Source organism: Paeniglutamicibacter sp. GQ140 (genome assembly GCF_059759235.1).
Window position 1 is genome coordinate 61,283 of sequence record NZ_JCAXDW010000015.1, and the last position, 17,693, is coordinate 78,975.

The 17,693-nt window shown below is 67.2% G+C and carries 17 protein-coding genes; 8 read left to right on the forward strand and 9 right to left on the reverse strand.

Features of this window, described 5'->3' with window-relative positions; translation table 11 throughout:
- Nucleotides 1–89: 89 nt before the first annotated feature.
- Genes AC6CHY_RS17655 through AC6CHY_RS17665 form a run of 3 tightly spaced genes read right to left on the reverse strand, consistent with a single transcriptional unit; the run spans nucleotide 90 to nucleotide 3,257 of the window.
- Complete coding sequence (locus AC6CHY_RS17655; protein WP_498227582.1) at nucleotides 90–1,634, reverse strand: tripartite tricarboxylate transporter permease; 1,545 nt, start codon at nucleotides 1,632–1,634, stop codon at nucleotides 90–92.
- 1 nt (nucleotide 1,635) lies between these two features.
- A complete protein-coding gene (locus AC6CHY_RS17660; protein ID WP_498227583.1) occupies nucleotides 1,636–2,277 on the reverse strand; it encodes a tripartite tricarboxylate transporter TctB family protein in 642 nt (213 codons plus the stop codon).
- Nucleotides 2,274–3,257 (reverse strand): Bug family tripartite tricarboxylate transporter substrate binding protein, encoded by a 984-nt coding sequence (locus AC6CHY_RS17665; protein ID WP_498227584.1) that lies wholly within the window; start codon nucleotides 3,255–3,257, stop codon nucleotides 2,274–2,276. The genes AC6CHY_RS17660 and AC6CHY_RS17665 overlap by 4 nt, the downstream gene beginning before the upstream one ends.
- A gap of 163 nt (nucleotides 3,258–3,420) precedes the next feature.
- Between AC6CHY_RS17665 and AC6CHY_RS17670 the strand changes: the two genes are divergently transcribed.
- The 4 genes from AC6CHY_RS17670 (at nucleotide 3,421) to AC6CHY_RS17685 (ending at nucleotide 8,071) form a co-directional block, all read left to right on the forward strand.
- The gene (locus AC6CHY_RS17670; protein WP_217387042.1) at nucleotides 3,421–5,025 is read left to right on the forward strand and encodes a sensor histidine kinase; all 1,605 of its coding nucleotides are present in this window, start codon (nucleotides 3,421–3,423) and stop codon (nucleotides 5,023–5,025) included.
- The gene (locus tag AC6CHY_RS17675) at nucleotides 5,022–5,756 is read left to right on the forward strand and encodes a response regulator (RefSeq protein ID WP_217387043.1); all 735 of its coding nucleotides are present in this window, start codon (nucleotides 5,022–5,024) and stop codon (nucleotides 5,754–5,756) included. The genes AC6CHY_RS17670 and AC6CHY_RS17675 overlap by 4 nt, the downstream gene beginning before the upstream one ends.
- A gap of 117 nt (nucleotides 5,757–5,873) precedes the next feature.
- The gene (tcuA, locus tag AC6CHY_RS17680) at nucleotides 5,874–7,367 is read left to right on the forward strand and encodes an FAD-dependent tricarballylate dehydrogenase TcuA (RefSeq protein WP_217387044.1); all 1,494 of its coding nucleotides are present in this window, start codon (nucleotides 5,874–5,876) and stop codon (nucleotides 7,365–7,367) included.
- Between the two features lie 50 nt (nucleotides 7,368–7,417).
- The gene (locus AC6CHY_RS17685) at nucleotides 7,418–8,071 is read left to right on the forward strand and encodes a GntR family transcriptional regulator (protein ID WP_217387045.1); all 654 of its coding nucleotides are present in this window, start codon (nucleotides 7,418–7,420) and stop codon (nucleotides 8,069–8,071) included.
- 94 nt (nucleotides 8,072–8,165) lie between these two features.
- On the opposite strand, the gene AC6CHY_RS17690 is transcribed toward AC6CHY_RS17685, so the two are convergent.
- Entirely contained in the window at nucleotides 8,166–8,966 is an 801-nt protein-coding gene (locus tag AC6CHY_RS17690) for a 3-hydroxybutyrate dehydrogenase (RefSeq protein WP_217387046.1), read from the reverse strand.
- Between the two features lie 47 nt (nucleotides 8,967–9,013).
- A complete protein-coding gene (locus AC6CHY_RS17695) occupies nucleotides 9,014–10,387 on the reverse strand; it encodes an MFS transporter (RefSeq protein ID WP_217387047.1) in 1,374 nt (457 codons plus the stop codon).
- 155 nt (nucleotides 10,388–10,542) lie between these two features.
- Here AC6CHY_RS17695 and AC6CHY_RS17700 point away from each other — a divergent pair, with 155 nt between their 5' ends.
- Nucleotides 10,543–11,475 (forward strand): LysR family transcriptional regulator, encoded by a 933-nt coding sequence (locus AC6CHY_RS17700; RefSeq protein WP_217387048.1) that lies wholly within the window; start codon nucleotides 10,543–10,545, stop codon nucleotides 11,473–11,475.
- A gap of 25 nt (nucleotides 11,476–11,500) precedes the next feature.
- On the opposite strand, the gene AC6CHY_RS17705 is transcribed toward AC6CHY_RS17700, so the two are convergent.
- On the reverse strand, nucleotides 11,501–12,460 hold the full coding sequence (locus AC6CHY_RS17705; RefSeq protein ID WP_498227585.1) for a D-2-hydroxyacid dehydrogenase family protein: 960 nt from the start codon (nucleotides 12,458–12,460) through the stop codon (nucleotides 11,501–11,503).
- A gap of 82 nt (nucleotides 12,461–12,542) precedes the next feature.
- On the opposite strand from AC6CHY_RS17705, the gene AC6CHY_RS17710 reads away from it, so the two are divergent.
- A complete protein-coding gene (locus AC6CHY_RS17710; protein WP_498227586.1) occupies nucleotides 12,543–13,676 on the forward strand; it encodes a hypothetical protein in 1,134 nt (377 codons plus the stop codon).
- Nucleotides 13,677–14,037: 361 nt separating this feature from the next.
- On the opposite strand, the gene AC6CHY_RS17715 is transcribed toward AC6CHY_RS17710, so the two are convergent.
- On the reverse strand, nucleotides 14,038–14,916 hold the full coding sequence (locus AC6CHY_RS17715) for an SDR family oxidoreductase (protein ID WP_498227587.1): 879 nt from the start codon (nucleotides 14,914–14,916) through the stop codon (nucleotides 14,038–14,040).
- Between the two features lie 103 nt (nucleotides 14,917–15,019).
- Between AC6CHY_RS17715 and AC6CHY_RS17720 the strand changes: the two genes are divergently transcribed.
- Nucleotides 15,020–15,391 carry a winged helix-turn-helix transcriptional regulator gene (locus AC6CHY_RS17720; RefSeq protein ID WP_217387052.1) on the forward strand — a complete coding sequence of 124 codons (372 nt, stop codon included), beginning with the start codon at nucleotides 15,020–15,022 and terminating at the stop codon, nucleotides 15,389–15,391.
- Nucleotides 15,392–15,726: 335 nt separating this feature from the next.
- Here AC6CHY_RS17720 and AC6CHY_RS17725 read toward each other — a convergent pair whose 3' ends face one another.
- Nucleotides 15,727–16,149, reverse strand: coding sequence for an arsenate reductase ArsC (locus AC6CHY_RS17725; RefSeq protein ID WP_498227588.1), 423 nt, complete (start codon nucleotides 16,147–16,149; stop codon nucleotides 15,727–15,729).
- A 54-nt stretch (nucleotides 16,150–16,203) separates the two neighbouring features.
- Nucleotides 16,204–16,878, reverse strand: a complete 675-nt coding sequence (locus AC6CHY_RS17730; protein ID WP_498227589.1) for a metalloregulator ArsR/SmtB family transcription factor — start codon at nucleotides 16,876–16,878, stop codon at nucleotides 16,204–16,206.
- 46 nt (nucleotides 16,879–16,924) lie between these two features.
- Between AC6CHY_RS17730 and AC6CHY_RS17735 the strand changes: the two genes are divergently transcribed.
- Nucleotides 16,925–17,665: an aquaporin gene (locus AC6CHY_RS17735; RefSeq protein WP_498227590.1), complete on the forward strand. Its 741-nt coding sequence runs from the start codon at nucleotides 16,925–16,927 to the stop codon at nucleotides 17,663–17,665.
- Nucleotides 17,666–17,693: the final 28 nt, after the last annotated feature.

Below are 17,693 nucleotides of genomic sequence, written 5' to 3' on the forward strand. Positions count from 1 at the left end.
GGCCTTGTCTGTTAAGAAATGGGAGGTCGTCACAGTTGGACCGTGACGACCTCCCATTTCAGGATGTTTCTAGTTCGGGATCTGAGTGCCTAGACGCCGATTCTGTCGGAGTCGAATTTCGGTGCCTGGCTCCTTGCCGCCTTGCTGTGGCGCAGGTGCTGGATACCGGTGATCAGCAGGGCGATCACCAATAGTCCGTAGAGCACCAGGGTGACGGGGCTGCCGACCAGGATCGACAGGTCGCCTTCCGAGACGGTCAGCGCGCGGCGCAGTTCCGTTTCGGCCAGGGGGCCGAGGATCACCGCGATCAGCACGGGCGCGAGCGGGAACTTGTAGCGGCGCATCAGGAAGCCCAGCAGCCCGATGGCCAGCAGGATCCACAGGTCAACGATCGATGAACTGATCGCGTAGACGCCAAGTACCGAGAGCACGGTGATGCCGGCGTAGAGGTAGTGCCGGGGAATGAGCAGGAGCTTGGCCCAGAGCACGGCGAACTGCATGTTCAGGATCAGCAGGATGACCAAGCCGATGAACAGCGACGCGAGCAGCGTCCAGACCATCGGGCCACTGCGTTCGAACAGCAGGGGACCTGGCTGCATTCCGTACTGCTGGAAGGCCGCCAGCATGATGGCCGCCGTCGCCGAGGTGGGAAGGCCCAGTGCGAGAAGTGCGCCCATGGCGGTGCCGGCGGTCGCGTTTGCCGCCGCTTCCGGGGCGGCAACGCCCCGGATGGACCCGCTGGTGCCGAAGTCGGTGTCGCCGTTGCGGGCAGCGAGCTTCTTTTCGGTGCCATAGGCCAGGAAGGTGGGGATCTCGGAACCGCCGGCGGGGATGACGCCGAACGGTACACCGAATGCCGTGCCACGCAGCCAGGCCGGAAGCGCCCGCCGGATGTCCCGCAGGTCCAGGCGGGGCTTGCCCTTGGACTCGACCCGCGTGGCCGCATCGTCGCGGTGGATGCGCGAGGCAATGTGAAGGACTTCGCCGAGCGCCAGCAGCCCGACGGTGATTACCACGATTGACATGCCGTCGAAGAGCTGCGGCAGGCCCAGCGTAAAGCGCGCCGTTCCCGACGGTCCGTCAACGCCGACCAGTGCGAGGACCAGACCCAGTCCCAGGGACAGCAGGCCCTTGACCACCGAGTCGGAAACCACGGAGGAAATCGCGAGGAACGCGAAGACTGCCAGGGCGAAGTATTCGGCGGGGCCGAACGCCGTTGCCATCTTGACGAGCACCGGGGCGAAGAAGACCACGACCGTCGTGGCGATGAGTCCGCCGATGAAGGCACCCATGGCGGCGGTGGCCAATGCCTTGGCAGCCCTGCCGTCGAGGGCCATGCGGTGGCCTTCGAAGGTGGAGGCGATGGCCGATGAGTTGCCGGGCGTGTTCAGCAGGATGCCGGAGGTTGAATCCCCGAAGAGCCCGCCGTAATAGACGCCGGCGAACATGATGAATGCCGCGGTTGGATCCAGTGAAAACGTGATGGGCAGCAGGAGGGCAACGGCCATGGCCGAGCCGAGACCTGGCAATACGCCCACCGCGGTGCCGAGGACCGCACCGATCAGCACCCACAGGAGATTCATGGGTGTCAGGGCCGAGGCGAACCCCTCCATGAGCATGGTTATGGATTCCATGTCAGATCAGTCCTTCCAAGAAGCCGGAGGGCAGGTTGAGGCCGAGGCCGGCGTTGAAGGCCAGCTGGATGACCGCGGAAAACAGGATCGAGATGCTGATGTCGAAGAGCGGGCGCTTGCTGCCCAGTGCACGGCAGACGACCCAGAAGAGGCCGGCGGCGCTGAGAATCCAGCCCAGGACGGGCAGCGCCACAATGAATGCGGCCACGCCGCCGATGACCGTGCCCAACGTCTTCCAGTCCGAATAGGCTTTTCGCTTGCCGGTGGCGGAGGGCGGTGCGGTGGGGCCATAGATCGACTTGCCCTCGGTGTCGCCCAGGTCTCCGAGCATGTCGCTGGAGAAATCGGGGTTGTGCCCCTCGCTGTCGGCGTGCGGGAAACGCCTGGTGCGCAGGATCTGGATCGTGTGGATGGCCGCCATGAGGAAGAGCAACACGCAAACGATGGTGGGGAAGAACTGCGGCCCCGGAACGCTGGTGCCCATCACCTCCATGGTGGCGGTTCCGTAGCTGAGGAAACCGGCAAGGGTGAAGACCAGTGCCGGGACGATCAGTTCGCTGCGACCCGACCAGAAGCCGGTGATTCGCACCGGGTAGTCCTCTGTCTTCCGCCCGGTAGCGGGGGAATCTTCTATCGTCTTCACAGTCCCAGCCCTTCCACGATGTCCTTGGTGATGGTGACCTCGGAGTCGATGAACTCCTCGAATTCGTCGCCGGTCATGAAGCTGTCCGTCCAGCTATTGCGTTCAAGCGCTCCCTGCCAGTGCTCCGTCTGGCGATACTCGGAGACGATGTCCACGAATTCCTGCTTTTGCTCCTCCGTGATGCCCGGGGCAGCGGCAACGCCGCGCCAGTTGGCCATCGAGGCGTCGACGCCCTGTTCCTTGAACGTGGGAACGTCGACCCCGGGGAGGCGTTCCTCCGAGGAAATCGCCAACGCGCGCAGGGTTCCGGCTTCGATCTGGTCGGCAACCTCGTTGTAGCCGGAGATGCCGCCGACGGTGGTCCCGGAAAGCATGGAGGTCAGCGCCTCGCCGCCGCCGGAGTAGGCGATGTAGTTGGTCTTGAGCGGATCAATGCCGACCTTCTGCGCGACCAGACCCGTCAGCAGGTGGTCGATGGACCCCAGCGAACCGCCGGAAATCGATGTTCCGCCCGGATCTTCCTTCCAGCGCTTGATGAAGTCATCCAGCGTCTGGAACTCCGATTTGGCCGGTACCACCAACACGGCGTAGTCATCTGCAAGCCGGGCGATGGGAACGATGTCGTCGAAGGTGGACTCGGAGTCGGCGAGTTCGATGGCGCCGACCATGACGCCGCCGGTGACCATCAACATGTCGTGGCGACCGTGCATCTGGACGAACTGGCTCAAGCCGATGGTTCCGCCGGCACCCGGCACATTGACGACCTGCGCGTTGTTCACCACGCCACCGGACTTCAGGGCCTGCTGCGACTCGCGGGCGAACCCGTCCCAGCCGCCGCCGGGTGCCGCCGGGGCCATGAGGACGAGTTTCGAACGCGCGGTCGCCTCGCCTCCGCTTGCGGCCGCATTGACCAGTGCCAGACCCGCCACGACAGCGACGACGGTGCCGTATAGCGTCTTCTTGATTATGCTCTTGCTCATTTTCATCCGTAATCTCATGGGTGGTGGACCGGGTGTCATTGGCGGGTCCCTCGACCACAAAGGTGCCAGAGAAGTGATCTGAGGCACAGCGAAAATGTGCTTTAGTTCATAAGAACAGTAAAGAAAACAAAGTCAACGAGACCTGGAAGAGGCCTGGATCGACGTGCATTCCCTATCGAAAAACCGCCGCCGTGCGCAGCTGCTGGCGTTGCAGTTGGGGATCGTGCTGGGGCTGATGGGCGCGGTCTCGATTGTGGTCCTGGCTTTCGAGGACCACCGAACACAAGAGGTGGCCTTCGACCGTGTCCACACCGTGGCCGTGCAAATGGCAGCCCAGGAGACTGTCCAGGAGCATCTGGGGAAGCCCCGGGCCACGGAGGTGATAGCACCCATCGCGAATCTGGCGACGGCGGTCTCGGGCGTCCGGTATGTGACGGTGGCGGATCTGGCAGGAATTCGGGTGGCACACCCGGATCCGGACCGCATCGGGGAGCCCGTGTCGTCGGACCATGACCCGGTGCGCGCCGGCGAGTCCTTCCGGGGAACGGAGGACGGCCCGCAGGGCGTTACTTTGCGGGCCAAGGAGCCTGTGTGGTTCGACGGTGAAGTGGTCGGTACTGTGTCCGTGGGGATCCTGCAGAGCGATATCCGCGGTGAGCTGCTCGACGTCGTGGGAACGGTTGCACCTTGGATCCTTGGGGCCGCGGCGCTGGGAACAATTGCCTCGGCGTTGACCGCGAGAGTGGTACGCCGACGGATCTACGGAGTGGAGCCGGAGGCCGTCGCGGGCTTGCTGCAGTCCCAGCAGGCGCTGCTTTTCAGCGTGCATGACGGTGTCGTGGGTGTTGACACTGAGGGAAGATTGACCCTGGTGAACGACGAAGCGCGGCGGTTGCTGGGGCTGGAGGGCGAGGTTGTGGGTGCAAAGGCCGCCGACGTGCTCGACCCGACCGTCCACGCCCAGCTCAGCAGCGAGGCCCCGGAAGCAGAGGAAACGCAATTCGTCCTCTCGGGGGAACGCATCCTGGTGGCAACCCGCCGAGAGGCGTTGGCCAACGGCAAATCGCTGGGCCGGACCTTGACCCTGGTGGATCGGACCGAAATGGAAGCCACCTTGCGCGAGCTGAAGGGCCAGCGAAGCCTGGCCGATGCCTTGGCGTCGCAGGCCCACGAATTTTCCAACCGATTGCACGTGCTGTCCGGCTACCTGTCCTTTGGCGAACCGGGGGAGGCGGCGGAATACCTGCAAAGAATCAGCGGCGCGACCCTCGGCGCCGAGGCCGGTAGCCTTGGGGACCCGGCCCTCTCGGGACTCGTTGGCGCCAACGCGGCCAACGCGCGGGAAGCCGGGGTGCGATTGGTGGTCGATCCGGAGTCCGGCACCGAGCCGGATTGGCGCGCCGATGAGGACGCCCTGACGGTGGTGGGCAACCTGCTGAGCAACGCGATCGAGGCCGCCGGCGACGGGGGGCAGGTGCGGCTGTTGCTGAATGCCGGGGCGAAGGGACTGCGGATCTGTGTGGAAGACAGCGGCCCGGGCATCGCCCCGAGCGCGGTCGAGGAGGTCTTTAGGCGCGGGGTGAGCAGCAAGCCGGGGGCCGGAGTGCAACACGGTATCGGGCTGGCGCTGGTCGACCGGGTCATCAGGCGCCGTGCCGGCTCGGTTGAAGTGTCCTCGGGCGACCTGGGCGGGGCCATGATCACCGTCGAATGGAACTGGCTGGCAGCAACGGTGCTGCCGGGAAGCGAAGTGGGGGAAATTGCATGATCAGGACGCTGATTGTCGACGACGATCCGGATATCGCACGCCTGCACGCCCGCTACGTTGACGCGCTGGACGGTTTCGAGGTGGCGGGCGTGCTCGAGCGCGGCGGGCCGGTCCTGGCGTTCCTCGAGGAGCAGCCCGTTGACTTGGTGCTTCTCGACGTGAACCTCCCCGACATGGATGGCCTGCAGGTGCTGGAGGACCTGCGCGGCAGCGGGCACGAGACGGGAGTCATCATGATCACCGCCGCCAGCGAACGCGACACCGTGCGGTTCGCCGTGGGTCGTGGAATCGACGACTACCTGGTCAAGCCCTTCACCGTGACCGACTTCAACCGTCGGCTCGAGGCATTCCGGGTCGCCCGATCCGAGGCCGCCCCCGAAGTCGGACCCATTCTGGACCAGGGGGATATCGATTTCATGCTACGAGCGGGCGAGCCGGAAGGCCGGGCCGCGAGCCGCGGCGCGGCGGCCCCGGTCGACTCCGGCGCGCCGCTTCCCAAGGGATTTTCCCAGCCAACGGTCCAGTTGGTGGGCCAGGCGCTGCGCGAGGCGGCAGGCAGGGGCGGGGCCGGCGACATGTCCGCAGCCGAGGTCTCCGAGGGCTGCGGAATCTCGCGGGTGAGTGCGCGGCGGTACCTGGAGATGATGACTGGCCGCGGGCTCGCGGAGTTGCGGCCCAAGTACGGCGCGCCGGGCCGCCCGGAACACCGCTACCGCTGGATCGGGGAATAGCCGGGCTGAACCGGACGAGCACCTGGAGGATGTCGACCCTCTGGCGCACTCTGTATATTTGTGTATACACTCGTATCCAGAAGGCTCCGGACGGGGTCGAAGACAGGGAGGCTCGCGATGAGCAGCACGGTAAACGAAGCAGGCAACGAACACGTGGCAGATGTCATCGTCGTGGGCGGCGGCAACGCCGCCTTCACCGCGGCACACGCCGCGGCGGTGCGCGGACGCAAGGTGCTTCTGCTCGAGAAGGCGCCGCAGGAGCTCTTCGGCGGAAACAGCTACTACACGGCGGGCGCGACCCGCATCGCCCACAACGGCATCGATGACCTGCGCGACTTCATCGAATACGACGACCGCCACGCCGTCAGCGAGGTCCCGCCGTACTCGGCCGCCGAGTACGCCGCCGACCTCGTGAAGGTCACCGAGGGGCGCAACGACCCGGAACTGACCGAGGTCCTGGTCAATGAGGCAGCACCGGGCCTGCGCTGGCTCCAGGGTCTGGGCCTGAAGTACCGCCTGATGTACGAGCGCCAGGCCTACGAACGCGAGGACGGCAGCTACCTCTTCTGGGGCGGCCTGCATGTCGGAAACGTTGGCGGCGGCGAGGGCCTGATGGCCGACCACGTTGCCGTGGCCGAGAAGCTCGGCACCGAAGTCCGCTACGGACAGGACGTCTTTGACCTGATCCTCGAGGGCGGCGCCGTCAAGGGCGTGAAGGTCCGCGCCGAGGACGGAAGCGTGCAGGAACTGCGCGCCGAATCCGTGGTCCTGGGGGCCGGAGGCTTCGAATCCAACCCGGAAATGCGCCGCAAGCACCTCGGAGAGGGCTGGGAGAACGCCAAGATTCGCGGCACCGCCTTCAACAACGGCGACATGATCACCGCCGGCCTGGCCGCAGGAGCGGCCAAGGGCGGGGACTGGGGAACCTGCCACTCGGTGCAGTGGGATGCGTTCACCGCCAAGAACGAGTCAAACCGCGAGCTGACCAACCGCTTGACCCGCCAGAGCTACCCGCTGGGCATCATCGTGAACAACCGCGGCGAGCGCTTCCTGGACGAGGGCGAGGACTTCCGCAACTACACCTATGCCAAGTACGGCAAGGTCATCCTGCAGCAGCCCGACTCGATCGCCTACCAGATCTTCGACGCCACGCTGCGCCCGATGCTGCGCACCGAGGAATATGACATGCCCGGCATCTCGGTGGAATCCGCCGACACCGTAGAGGAACTGGCGGCGAAGATCGGCGTGGATCCCGCGGCCCTGGCCAAGACCATCACCGACTACAACGAATCGATCGATACCTCCAAGCCGTTCGATCCGAACGTCAAGGATGGCCGCGCGGCAAACACCGTGCCGCGGAAGTCGAACTGGGGCCACCCGCTGGTCACCGGTCCGTACTACGCCTACGGGGTCACTTGCGGCATCACCTTCACCTTCGGCGGCCTGAAGTCCGATACCCACGGCCGCGTGCTGGACGAGGCGGGCGAGCACCTGCCCGGGCTCTATGTCTGCGGCGAAATGCTCGGTGGCCTCTTCTCCGCGAACTACCCCGGTGGTTCCGGGCTTGCAGCCGGCGTCGTGTTCGGGCGCCGTGCCGGTACGCTGGCCTAGGCAAGAAATTACGACGGAGCCCCCTTGACGTGGGGCGGAGATGGGTTGAGATGGCGGCAAAGGTGGACTCGGAGACGATCCATGCCGAACTGCGTGCCGAAATACTGCACGGCTCCCACGCCCCGGGCACCGCGTTCAAGGAAGTGGCCCTGGCCGAGCGCTTCGGCGTCTCGCGCACCCCGGTGCGCGAGGCGCTGGGCCGGCTGCAGCAGGAGGGGTTGCTCGAGCGCGGGGTCCGCGGGCTCCAGGTGCGCAACATCGACCCCGAACAGCTCATGCAGGTCTACGACCTGAGGATTTTGCTGGAGGGGCAGGCCGCCCTGGAAGCGGCTGCCACGCGGACCGAGATGGACCTGATCCGCCTCGAGGGCCTGGTTGAACGGGACAGGGCATTGCCGGATCCGGATGACCAAACGCGCCTGCGGACCAACATCGAGTTCCACTCCGCACTCTGGACGGCGGCGCACAACCCGATCCTGAAGGACCTGCTGGACCGCCTGTCGACCCACCAGATCCATGCGCCCTCCTCGACGCTGTCGGTCGGCGCCAGGTGGGCGGATTCCCTGGACGAGCATGCCGAAATGGTGCGGCTCATCCGGAACCGCGATGGCGCTGCGGCGCAGGAGGCCATGCGCCGGCACATGGGCGAGGCGCGCAGGATCCGGCTCTCGCTCTTTGGGCAGATAGGTCTGCCCCAAGGCTGAGCCCGCCGGGAAAGCCGAACGCAAAACCGTCCCCGGGCGGGCGCTTGATGCGCCCGCCCGGGGACGGTTTTGTTGCTGGAACGGAAGGCTGGAACTAGCGGGCCGACCAGCCGCCGTCCATGGTGTAGCTGGCACCAGTCACCATCGAGGCCTCGTCGCCGGCCAACCAGGCCACCAGCGAGGCTACTTCCTCCGGCTCGACCAGGCGCTTGATGGCGCTCTCGGTCAGCATGATCTTGGCCAGGACCTCGGCCTCGGGGATGGAATGGACCCGGGCCTGGTCCGCCAGCTGCTTTTCCACCAGCGGGGTCCGCACGTAGCCGGGGTTGACGCAATTGCTGGTCACCCCGAACTCCCCGCCCTCCAGCGCGGTGACCTTGGACAGCCCCTCGAGCCCGTGCTTGGCCGTCACGTAGGCGGACTTGAACGGGGAGGCGCGCAACCCGTGCACGGAGGAGACGTTGATGATCCGCCCGAATCCCTGCGCGTACATCTTGGGCAGTGCCGCGCGGATCAGCAGGAACGGGACCTCCACCATGAGGGTCATGATCCGGCGGAAGTCAGCCGGGTCGAAGTCCTGGATCGGGCTGACGTGCTGGATCCCGGCGTTGTTGACCAGGATGTCCACCCCGTCGAGCGCTGCATCCAGCGTGTCGTCGGCGACGGAGGCCGGGTCGAGCAGGTCCACCGCCCAGGCGGTGCCGCCGACTTCCGCGGCCACCGCCCCGGCTCCCTCCGCGTCCCTGTCGGCGACGACGACGTGGGCGCCGCGGGCGGCCAGCGCGCGCACCGCGGCCAAGCCGATCCCGCTGGCGCCGCCGGTGACCAGTGCCCGCCTTCCCGAGAGCGGCTGCAGTGCGGACTTGGCCGCCCGTTCGGTTTCCTGGTTCGTCATGTGTTTTCCCTTGGGTAGAACGTGTCGGATGCGGGGCGCGGGGACGCTCAGCCGTTGACCCGGGCGGTGTTCAGCCCGTGCTTGCGGGCATCGGCGTCGTCGATGTCGTGGAGCGAGGCGCCCCGGGTTTCCTTCAGCGTAACCACCGCGACGGCGGTGACGGCGCAGGCCGCGGCGACGTAGATGGCCACCGGCAGCCAGGAGCCGAAGTCCTTGAGCAGTGCCGTCGCGATGATCGGCGCCATCGAGCCCGCCACGATCGAGGTGACCTGGTAGCCCAGGGAGACCCCGGAGTAGCGCATGCGGGTCGGGAACATCTCGGCCATGATGGCGGGCTGCCCGGCGTACATCAGCGCGTGGAAGCACAGGCCGATGGTGACGGCCAGGATGATGACGACCGGGTTGCGGGTGTCGAACATCGGGAAGGCGAAGAACGCCCAGCTTGCCCCGAGCACCGCTCCGGCCAGGTAGACCGGCTTGCGCCCGAAGGCGTCGGAGAGCCGTCCGACCTGCGGGATCACCAGGAAGTGGATGACGTGGGCGACCAGCAGGGCCAGCAGCAGCTGGCTCGTGTCGTAGGCGTGGACGGTCTTGAGGTAGACGATGGTGAAGGAGACGATGATGTAGTAGAGGATGTTCTCGGCAAAGCGCAGGCCCATGGCGCCGAAGATGCCCTTGGGGTACTTGCGCACGACCTCCAGCACGCCGTAGCTCACGGCCTTGTCGGCCTCCACCTGGGCGCGGGCCTCCAGGAAGATCGGCGCCTCGGAGACGTGGGTGCGGATGTAGTAGCCGATGATGACGATGAAGGCCGAGACCCAGAAGGCCACGCGCCAGCCCCAGGACAGGAATTGGTCCGCCGGCAGGATCCAGCTCATGCCCAGCAGCACCAGCGTGGCCAGCAGGTTGCCCACCGGAACCGCGGCCTGCGGCCAGCTGGACCAGAAGCCGCGCGACTTGTCGGGGCTGTGCTCGGCCACCAGCAGCACGGCACCGCCCCACTCGCCGCCCACGGCGAAGCCCTGGACGAAACGCAGGATCACCAGCAGTGCCGGTGCCCAGTAGCCGATGGAGTTGAAGCCGGGCAGGCAGCCCATCAGGAACGTTGCCACGCCGACCATGATGATGGTGACCTGCAGCGTGTGCTTGCGCCCGAGCTTGTCGCCGATCTGCCCGAACACGATGCCGCCCAGCGGCCGGGCGATGAAGCCCACCGCGTAGGTCAGGAAGGCGGCGATGATGCCGTCCAGCTCGCTGTCGGCGTTGGGGAAGAAGAACTTGCCGAAGACCAGGGAGGCGGCGGTGGCGTAGAGGAAGAACTCGTACCACTCCACCACCGTGCCCACCATCGAGGCGGCGACGATCTTTTTTAGCCCCGAGTCCTCTTTTGTGCCTACATCCGTCGGCTGGTTGACGCTCATCGGCGCTCTCCTTTGTTCTGCCGGTGTCGGCGTCGACCTCGGCGTTGCGGGTGGTCCTGTGACCCATCGCACAGGAAGACTCCACCCAGTATGGACACGGACCCACGTGTGCATCAATGACCACTTAGGCAGAGATCGGGTGCAGAATTGCAGATATGAAATCCCCGTCACCCGGCGGCACCGCCGCAAACCCCGATGACCTGCTGATCCTGCTCGCCGTAGCGCGTACCGGGCGCTTCACGACCGCGGCCGAAAGCCTGGGCCTGAACCACACCACCGTCTCGCGCCGGATCGCCGCCCTGGAAAAGGCCCTCGGCGGCCGGACGCTTGCCCGCACCGTGGGCGGGTGGGAGCTGACGGACCTGGGCCGAAGGGCAGTGCGCGCGGCGGAGGACGTGGAAACCGCGGTCGCCACCATCGTCGAGGGCGAGCAGGACGCGGACAAGATCGCCGGCGTCGTGCGCATTTCCGCCACCGACGGCTTCAGCGCGTTCATCATCGCCCCCGCCGTGGCCCAGCTGCGCCTCAAACACCCGAACCTCAGCGTGGAAATTGTCAATGTCACCCGCCGGGCGCTGCAGCACCGCTCCGGACTGGACCTTGAGGTGGTGGTCGGCGAGCCCCAGGTGCATCGGGCGGAGGCGATCCGGCTCGGCGACTACACGCTGGGGATGTACGCCTCGCGCCGCTATCTGGAGGACTTCGGCACGCCCGCGGGCGTCGCCGAACTGGGCGCGCACGGGCTGGTGTACTTCGTCGACTCGATGCTGCAGGTCGATGACCTGGATGCCCCGCGCCGGCTGGTTCCCGGGATGTCGGATGCGCTCAGCTCCACCAACGTTTTCGTCCACGTCGAGGCCACGCGTGCCGGGGCCGGGATCGGCTTCCTGCCCTGCTACATGGCCGACCGGCACCCGGATCTGGTGCGGCTGCTGCCCGGGGACTTTGCCGAACGGCTTCCGTACTGGATGGTGCTGCGCCCCGACTCGCTGCGCCAGCCCGCCGTCGCCGCGGTGGCCCAAGCGCTGCGGAACCGCACGGCAGCCGTCCAGGAGGCGCTGTTGGGCAGGGAGATGCTGGACTACTGAGGCCCGTGCGGGCCCCGCCGGCGGGTCAGGCCAGCAGGTTGACCGGAGTCCCCGCCGCCCAGGCGGCGATGTCTTCGACCGCCCCCGCGTAGAAAATCCGGAACTGGTCCTCGGTCACGTAGCCCAGGTGCGGGGTGGCGATCACCCCGGGGGTGTGGGCCAGGCGGTGGTTGGCGGGCAGCGGCTCGATGTCGAACACGTCGACGGCGGCCAGCCCCGGGGCGCCGGAGTCCAGCGCCGCCACCAGGGCGTCCTCGTCGAGAATCGCGCCGCGCGAGGTGTTGACCAGGATCGAGCCGTGCTTCATCAACGCCAGCTGTCGCGCGCCCACCGCGCCGGTCGAGCGTTCGGAGAGCTTGAGGTGGATGGAGAGCACGTCGCTTTGGGCAAAGAGCGCCTCCTCGCCGACCAGCGCGACCCCCTCGGCCGCGGCGCGTTCGGCGGTGAGGTTCTGGCTGTGGGCGATGACCCGCATCCCGAAGGCCTGGCCGATGCGGGCGACTTGGCTTCCCAGCTTGCCCAGGCCATAGACCCCGAGGGTCTTGCCCGACAGCTCGGTGCCCAGGCTTTGCTGCCACGGCTGGTCGGCGGCGCGTGGCCGTGCGGCCGAGAACAACTCGACGTCCAGGCGGCGGGCGGCCGCCATGACCAGGGCCCAGGTGTGCTCGGTCGCCGCCGCGGCGCTGCCGGCGGTGCCGCACACCGTGATGCCCAAATCGCGCGCCGCGTCCAGGTCGATGGACGCATTGCGCATGCCCGTGGTGACCAGGAGCCGCAACGAGGGGAGCCGGCGCAGCCGCTCCGCGGTGAAGGGGGTGCGTTCGCGCATGGCCACGATGACGTCGAAGTCCCGCAGCGCGGCGGCAACCGCGGAATCGTCGTGCCCCAGGAATGCGGTGAAAAAAACGACCTCGCCGGGCAGCGAATCCCAGTCGGCGAGGGAAGAGGCAAGGTCTTGGTAGTCATCGAGGACGGCTATGCGCATGGCCCCAGTCTAGGAGCCGCGGGGCGGGTACCGTGGAGACACGGCCGCGGTTGGCCGGATGACCACAGGCGGGGGAGCGGACATGGAATTGGCGGAGGCCTTGCTCGGCGGCCGGCGGGGACGGCGTGCGTTACTGGAGTTTGCGCTGGAATCAGAGGCGGTCCTGCTGCAGGGACAAACCGAACACCCGCTGCATGGGGGACTCTTCGACGCCTCCTATCGTGTGGAAGCGGGGCGCGGGGACGCCGTGGTGCTCTTCGGGGCGGGTGCGGGGGAGGGCGGGAAAGACGTCCTCACGGATGAGGACATCGCCGACTTGCTGGCCGCCACCCAGCTGGTGCCGGTGACCTTCGAGAGGTTGCGCAAGGCACTGGTCCGGAGTGTTTCCACCGCCCGATACTGGCAGGAGCCCGACGGCCACGACGTGATAGCTGACGCGGCGCCGGTGCGGGCGGGCCTGGTTCGGGTCGCGGACCATATCGTCGCTTCCGGGCAGGCGGCGGGCTGGATGTCGCCGGCCGAGCCGTCCCGGCAGTGGCGCGTCGAGTGGGAGCAGAAAGATGCCCCGGGCCTCTGGACGCTGGGCGGCGAGCCCGCTGCCGCGGTGTTGGCGTCCTGGCGGGAGGCGATAGGGAACGCGGAGCGCCGCGCAGCCATCGATCGCCCGGCCGATCCGCGGGCAGCCTGGGGCGGGGAATGGTGGTCGATTCCGCCGGCGAGCCTGGTGCACTCCACCGGCGTGTTCGGGGACGGTTCCCCGGTGGGGCTGTGGTGCGTTGAGGACGGCTTCGGGTGGGATCGGGCCGAGACGCGGGCGGTGGCGGTGCCCGGATCGGCACGCATCTTCGAAGTCGCCGGCGCGTCGGACTGGGCGCGGTTGTGCCGCCGCTACCCGCTGGAGGTCACCGCGCAGAAACGCCACGACTGGTACCGCACCACCGGAAGGGCGGGGCGTTGGGTCATGCCGGATTTCTCGCTGGTGGCCCGTGAGTACGACGCCGTGCACCTGACAACCGCCGCATACCTCGCGACGGCGGGCGAGATCATCGAGGTGGATTCCGAAGGTGCCAGTGTGGTTGCCGGGTGGAACCCGGATGAGACATATTGGTTCACCGACGGGGTGCGGCTGCACGGCGATCCCGTTGCGTGGGAGTGCGCCGACGCGAACTCCGGAGATGCCGCTTGGTCGCGCCGCCGAAATGACCCGAAGGACTGACCGGCGCATGAACGGCCGGCGGGGCATTCCTTGGAGGAAGCCCTGCCGGCCGTTTGGCCCGGGGTCAAGAGGTGTCAGTCGCCCATGAAGCGGCGATCCCAGCGACGTTTGCGCCCGAGGGCGCGATTGACGCGCCACGGGGATTTGCGGGCCTTGCCCTGGCCGCGCCACTGGTGCGGCTTGCACAGGGCGCACCCCCGATTGCGGCGGTGAGGTGAGTGTGCCAATTCTTGTTTCCTTCCCGGATCCTGCCCCGCCCGGGTGGGCGGGGTTTGCATCGGGAAGGCAACGGGGCTGGCATATTTGGAGCGTACTTGAGACGGGCGGACGTGTCGACTATTCGCTCGTCACCCCTGCCGGATCAGGCCTGTTGGGTGGCCAACTCGGCGGCGGCGGCATGAACCGCCTCGCCCAGCGTCGTGGCGGGGCGTCCGATCAGGGTGCTCAGGGCGTTGCCCTCCACCAACAGGTCGCCCCGGGCGATGCCGCGGTCGCTGTCTGCCAGGATCTTCGCGAAGAAGTCCGGCACCCCGGCGCCCACGAGCACGTGCGAGAAGTCCTCCTCCGGCAGGTCCTGGTAGGTCACCGTCTGGCCCGTGGCCGCGCTGACTTCGCGGGCCAGGTCGCCCAGGGTGAAGGATTCCTCGCCGCCCAGCTCGTACACCTGGCCGGCTTGGTCCTCGGCGAGCAGGACTGCTGCGGCGGCCTGGGCCAGGTCGGCCCGGGTGGCGCCGTTGAGCCTGCCCTCGCCGGCGCTGCCGAAGACCGAGCCGTGCTGCAGGTATCCCTCCAGCTGTTCGGTGTAGTTCTCCAGGTACCAGCCGTTGCGCAACAGCACGTGGGGGATCCCGGAGTTGCGCAGTGCCCGCTCGGTTTCCTGGTGGTCGGAGGCCAGGGCCATGGTGGTCGTGTCGGCATTGGGGATGCTGGTGTAGGCCAGAAGCTGGACACCGGCATCCTTGGCGGTCTCGATGACGTCGAGGTGCTGGGCCACGCGCGGGCCCGGCTCGTTGCCGGAGACCAGCAGCACCTTCTCGATCCCGACGAAGGCCTCGCGTAGCGAGGCCGGGTCGGAGTAGTCCATGGGGCGGACCTGGACCCCGAGTTGCGCAAGGTCCGCGAGCCTTGCCGTGTTCCTGCCCCCTGCCACAATCTGTTCTGCTGGAACGTTTCGCTCCAGGAGCGCTTCAACTACGAGGCGGCCGAGCTTGCCGGTGGCGCCGGTGACGAGGATGGTCATGGGGGTTTCCCTTCGTGGAAGAACTGTCTGTCCCCCATCACAACCGCGCGTCCGGATCAATACTTCCCAAAAGAGAGTACGCACTTTAAGGTAAGGTACTTTCATGTCGGCCCCCAGCAGTCTCCAGTCACCAGATGTTCCAGCAGCCGCCCTGGTCCTGCAATCCGGGTGCCCTAGCCGGACGGTGCTCGACCACGTGACCAGCAAGTGGGGCGTGCTCCTTCTCGTGGCGTTGGCGCAGGGCCCACAACGTTGGAGCGAACTGCGCCGCAGTGCGGAGGGCATCAGCGAGAAAATGCTTGCCCAAACCCTGAAGACCCTTGAGCGGGACGGCCTGGTCCATCGCGATGCGCAGCCGGTGATCCCGCCGCGTGTCGACTACAGCCTCACCGGCCGCGGCGAGGAACTTGTGGCCCTGCTCCGGCCGTTGGTTGACTGGATCGGCGTACACGCCGAGGACATCGTCAACGGATAGCCGCCCGCAGGATCCCCGGGGGATACCTGCATGCTCCCCTCATGCCTGCGCCGGGCCTCTTCCTTCCGGCTGGCGGCACCCGGTCGCGATGCGGCGAGGGTCTTGATGCGCTCTTGGATTTCGTCGCGGACTACCCTCGCCGCCTCCTGGGACCGGCGTGCGGGGTCGGTGGGATCCGGGGTAGTCCTTGGAGAGGTCCACGCCCAACTCGGACATGGCCGTCACGACGGTGGCGTCCGAGATGGGCACGGACCCGGCGGAGCGGACCCGGATCCAGCCCTTGGCCTCGACGTTCAGCAGGGCGGCCGCGCGTCCGCTTCCGGCAGCGGGGCGTACTACTTGGCGGCCGGTACGAGGGACTCGATGAGGCCTTCGATCCGGGTCTTGATTTCGTCGCGGATCGGGCGGACCGCGACGACGCCCTGGCCGGCGGGGTCCTCGAGGACCCAGTCCTCGTAGCGCTTGCCGGGGAAGTACGGGCACTCGTCTCCGCAACCCATGGTGATGACGACGTCGGATTCCTTGACGGCCTCGGTCGTGAGGACCTTGGGGATCTCGGCGGACATGTCGATGCCAAGTTCGGCCATGGCCTCGACGGCTGCCGGGTTGACCGCGTCCGCGGGCTGCGAGCCGGCCGAGCGGACCTCGATGGTGCCCTGGGAGAGCGTGGTGAGGAATGCGGCGGCCATCTGGGAGCGGCCGGCGTTGTGCACGCAGACGAAAAGGACGGAGGGCTTCTTGGCGGTTTCGGTGCTCACGGGATTCTCCTGTGTGGGGTGAGTTGGAGTCGGATGGGGTTGGCGAATTCGGGGCTAGGCGGCGTGCAGTCGGGATGCGAGGTCGTTGATGCGCCGGGCGAGGTCGAGATAGGCGTCTTCGAAGGCCGCACCGGTGTCCAGACGCAGGGGATCCGGCACCGACCAATGGATGCCGTCCAGCTCGGTCAGTTCCTCGTGGGCGTTGTCGCACACCGTCACGATGAAGTCCCCGTCGCGGGCCACGTGCTCCAGGCTTCGGGGCGCAAGGCCCGCAAGCTCCAGGCCATGGCGAAGGGCAACCTCGGTGGCGCCTGGGGCGATGCTATCCGCCGGATGCGTCCCGGCCGACGCCGCGGGAACCTCGCTGACTTGCCGCCACAACGCGGTCGCAAGTTGTGAACGGGCGCTGTTCTTCGTGCAGACGAACAGGACGCGGCGGGCGGCGTGCTCGCGCCCGGGCACCAGGTCATCCAGTGCGCCGGTTGCCAGCCGGAAATAGCTGCGGCGCTTGTCGGCCTCGGAGCGTTGGCGCATGATGAGGCCGGCCCCTTCCAGCGAGCGCAGGTGGTGGGAGAGCAGGTTCGAGGGCATCCCGAGCTCGGCCTGCAGCTCCTTGGGGGAAAGGTCGCCCAGGGTCAGCATGTCCACGATGCGCAGTCTCGCAGGATCCGCGAGGGCGGCGTGCCTTGCGGCGCGCTCCCGAAGGGAATCCGTTAGCTCAATATTCATTGGTTCAACTTTGACTGAGATAAATTATTCTGTCAAGCTGGTGTCCATGAATTCAAACCAACCGCCATTGTGGCGCCGCGCCATCGCCGAATTGCTCGGAACCGGCCTGCTGGTGGCCATCGTCGTCGGGTCGGGAATCGCGGCGCAGCAGCTCTCCCCGAACGACATCGGCCTGCAGCTGCTTCAGAACAGCACCGCCACCGTGCTGGGCCTGACGGTGCTGATTCTCGTGTTCGGACCGGTCAGCGGTGCGCACTTCAACCCCGTGGTTTCCATGGTCGACTGGATCCTGGGCAGACGCAGCGGCACCGGACTGAGCGTGCCCGAGCTTGGAACCTACGTGGTTGCGCAGACGGTGGGCGGAATCGGCGGCAGCGTCTTGGCGAACGCCATGTTCGAGGTGGGCACCTCGATTTCCACCAAGGACCGAGCCACCCCGGGGCATCTGCTGGCCGAGGTCGTTGCCACCGCCGGGCTCGTCCTGCTGATCTTCGCCCTGGCCGCCACCAACAGGGGCGTGCTGGCCGCGCCGGCCGTTGGCGCATACATCGGGGCGGCGTACTGGTTCACCTCCTCGACGTCGTTCGCGAACCCGGCCGTGACGGTGGGACGTATCTTCAGCGACACGTTCGCCGGCATCGCCCCCGCATCGGCCCCCGGCTTCATCGTGGCGCAGCTGATTGGCGCGGCGGTGGGCTTGGGCCTGCTCCTCGTCCTGTTTCCGTTCGCGGGGCGCTCCGCAGACGACGTGGTGCTCCCGCACGGCGCCGAGAGCTCCAACCCCTAGCAGTTCTCCCCGACGGCCTGTGGATGAC